The organism is Citrobacter sp. EC_71 (assembly GCF_019584005.1).
GTDB lineage: Bacteria > Pseudomonadota > Gammaproteobacteria > Enterobacterales > Enterobacteriaceae > Citrobacter > Citrobacter werkmanii.
This window is the reverse complement of record NZ_VDAY01000049.1, coordinates 1-2,882: the sequence shown is the minus strand read 5'-3', so window position 1 is coordinate 2,882 and position 2,882 is coordinate 1. Positions and strand designations below refer to the sequence as shown.

Here is a 2,882-nt window from a genome sequence, read left to right as displayed (position 1 = left end):
CTCGTGCGCTCTCCTGTTCCTGCCCTGCGGTTTACCGGTGTCATTCCGCTGTTATGGCCGCGTTTATCTCATTCCACGCCTGACACTCAGTTCCGGGTAGGCAGTTCGCTCCAAGCTGGACTGTATGCACGAACCCCCCGTTCAGTCCGACTGCTGCGCCTTATCCGGTAACTATCAACTTGAGTCCAACCCGGAAAGACATGACAAAGCACCACTGGCAGCAGCCACTGGTAACTGATTTAGAGGAGTTAGTCTTGAAGTTATGCGCCGGTTAAGGCTAAACTAAACGAACAGTTTTGGTGACTGTGCTCCTCCAAGCCAGTTACCTCGGTTCAAAGAGTTGGTAGCTCAGAGAACCTTCGAAAAAACCACCCTGGCAGGTGGTTTTTTCGTTTTCAGAGCAAGAGATTACGGCTGTAACGCAAGGATCTCAAGAAGATCTTAAAATATGTGGAAAGGATGTTGGCTGACAACAATGCCCTCCACAGGCACAACCGAACAAAAAAACGACAAAACTTGCATTTTAGGACTTTTCCTACAAGCACATAATAGGATAAAATATTTTTTTATCTTATTGGCCTTTCAAATGAAATACACCGCATCGGCAAAAATTTTCATCACTGCTCTTTTTATTTCATTCCTTTATTTAACTTATGCTTTAATAAAGACTATTGGTGTATGAAAATGCAACACAATTCATCGGATATTGATTTAATAGAGCTATTTCTCTTTCTTAAGACAAAAATTGCGAGCATCATTTTATTTGTTATTTTCTCATTAATTTTGTCATTTACCTTCCTGTTTATAACAAAAGACAAAGTCACCATAAAATACCAATTAAACATGATCAACAATTCACCCACCATGATTATTAATTGTGGGGATAATTTTTATTGTAAAGCGAACGCCATACAATCAATAATAAACAACAAAAGCAAGAGCATAACATCAAACATAGATGAAAAAGCACAAAAAATAAACCTTTCATGGTCTGGCGACGTCCGTGATAAACCTGTTTTAATCGCTGAAGTAAACACTATCCATCGAGCTATTGATGATTGGTACATCCAAGATTATCAAAATTATAAAAGCATAGTTAACAATCAGAGTAACAACTATATAAATGGTTCTGAGATATATGCGAAGATTGCATTGTTAACAAACAGCAACACTGCTGGAGAAAATAAATTCATTTCAATCAGCAATGAAACGGTAAGCAAAAGTTACAAACCAGCCTTGTTTATGACTCTATCTTTAATTCTTTCTGTTCTTTTTTCATCCGCATATCATATAATCAAAAGATCTGTGCTTGAATATAAAAACAAATTCAACCGGTCTTTTGATAACCTATAACGGTTAATAACCATATTCCTCATAACATCCGATATACGCCAGATGCAGAAAAGCCTACTATCAGTGGGCTTTTCGATAAGATCTTAAATACCTCCGGGATTTCAGCGCTAAGCGTTTCCCCTTCCGCAGCCTGACGAAGCTCCCGTAGTGCTAGGCCAGTTACCACCATTGTTAAACCCGCGAAGCGTCCGGCTTAACTCCTGTCGGTTTCCTTTGTTAATAAGCACACATAACGTCATAACCCTGTCTATGGCAGACTCATGTAGTAGCTCACCTTTAGCGTGGAGTTCAAGTACGGTTGAGATATAAGCCAGCATTTCAGCCTCATCTGTACTGGTTAAGTTGAGGCTATATCCGGTTTCCGCTTCCTTCAGTGCTTTTGCTAGATCCATTTTCAATCCTCTGGGTCGTTCAATACTGCAACCAAATAACATATCCAAACGAGTCACAATGCACCGAAATTTACCATAACACCCGTTGCCCGCACCCCCTCAGACGCCCTCAGCGCGTTTCTGCGGCCTCCTGCCTGTTTCCGGCACCTTTCTATACCCATATCGAGAAAAAACGGCCCTGATGATTCTGGCGCGGCTGCATGGCTATGCATGAGATTGACTGGCGGGCGGTTTCACACCAGATGTGCCGGAAAAGGAGTGTTTCAGGCAGTTTTCTTCCGTGGTTCGTAGAACCACAACAGGTTTCAAAGGGGCACCCTTTGGCACCGCGCATGTATCACCCCGTGTATACATCGCCGTCGTGCCTGATCCCTGGAAAGTAAAACTGAAGACAGGAGCAGCACACACACTTTAAACACACCTAAAAAGGCCGGCAGACACATTTCAAACACACTTTAAACACACCCGAACAGCCGATAAACACACTTTAGACACACATTAAACACACTTCCGAAGATACGGAGATGAAGCGGTGAACGGGCACGCAATTTATTGCGGGGTCGTGAGGCGCTGGCAGGGTGTCGGGGCGGCGAGCCCTGACAAAAGGCATTTGTGGAGCAACGTGTGCGCGGTATTACAAATGCACATCCTGTCCGCTGCGTTAACTTTTGTAATCCAGGAACGTCAGATGACGTCATTTTGCGGCGTTAGCCCTATCCTGCATCGTATTAAAAAATGCAGCTATGGCGCGTACGGTGCCAAAGATAAGCCCGGAGATATTCCGCTTCCTCGCTCACTGACTCGCTGCGCTCGGTCGTTCGGCTGCGGCGAGCGGAGGGGGCAGGCACATCAAAGGAGAGTCAATGAGAGGAGATGGAGGGGCAGTAGAAAAGGCCACGGCGTTGCTGGTTTTCCATAGGCTCCGCCCCCCTGACAAGCATCACAGAATCTGACGCTCAAATCAGTGGTGGCGAAACCCGACAGGACTATAAAGATCCCAGGCGTTTCCCCCTGGTAGCTCCCTCGTGCGCTCTCCTGTTCCTGCCCTGCGGTTTACCGGTGTCATTCCGCTGTTATGGCCGCGTTTATCTCATTCCACGCCTGACACTCAGTTCCGGGTAGGCAGTTCGCTCCAAG

2 protein-coding genes are annotated in these 2,882 nt (G+C 45.2%); both read left to right on the top strand.

Annotated elements, in window-relative coordinates; all coding sequences use genetic code 11:
• The first annotated feature begins 124 nt into the window (after positions 1-124).
• The gene (locus FHD02_RS23920; RefSeq protein WP_045907702.1) at positions 125-238 is read left to right on the top strand and encodes a hypothetical protein; all 114 of its coding nucleotides are present in this window, start codon (positions 125-127) and stop codon (positions 236-238) included.
• Between the two features lie 440 nt (positions 239-678).
• Positions 679-1,353, top strand: a complete 675-nt coding sequence (locus FHD02_RS23915; protein WP_255597499.1) for a hypothetical protein — start codon at positions 679-681, stop codon at positions 1,351-1,353.
• Positions 1,354-2,882: the final 1,529 nt, after the last annotated feature.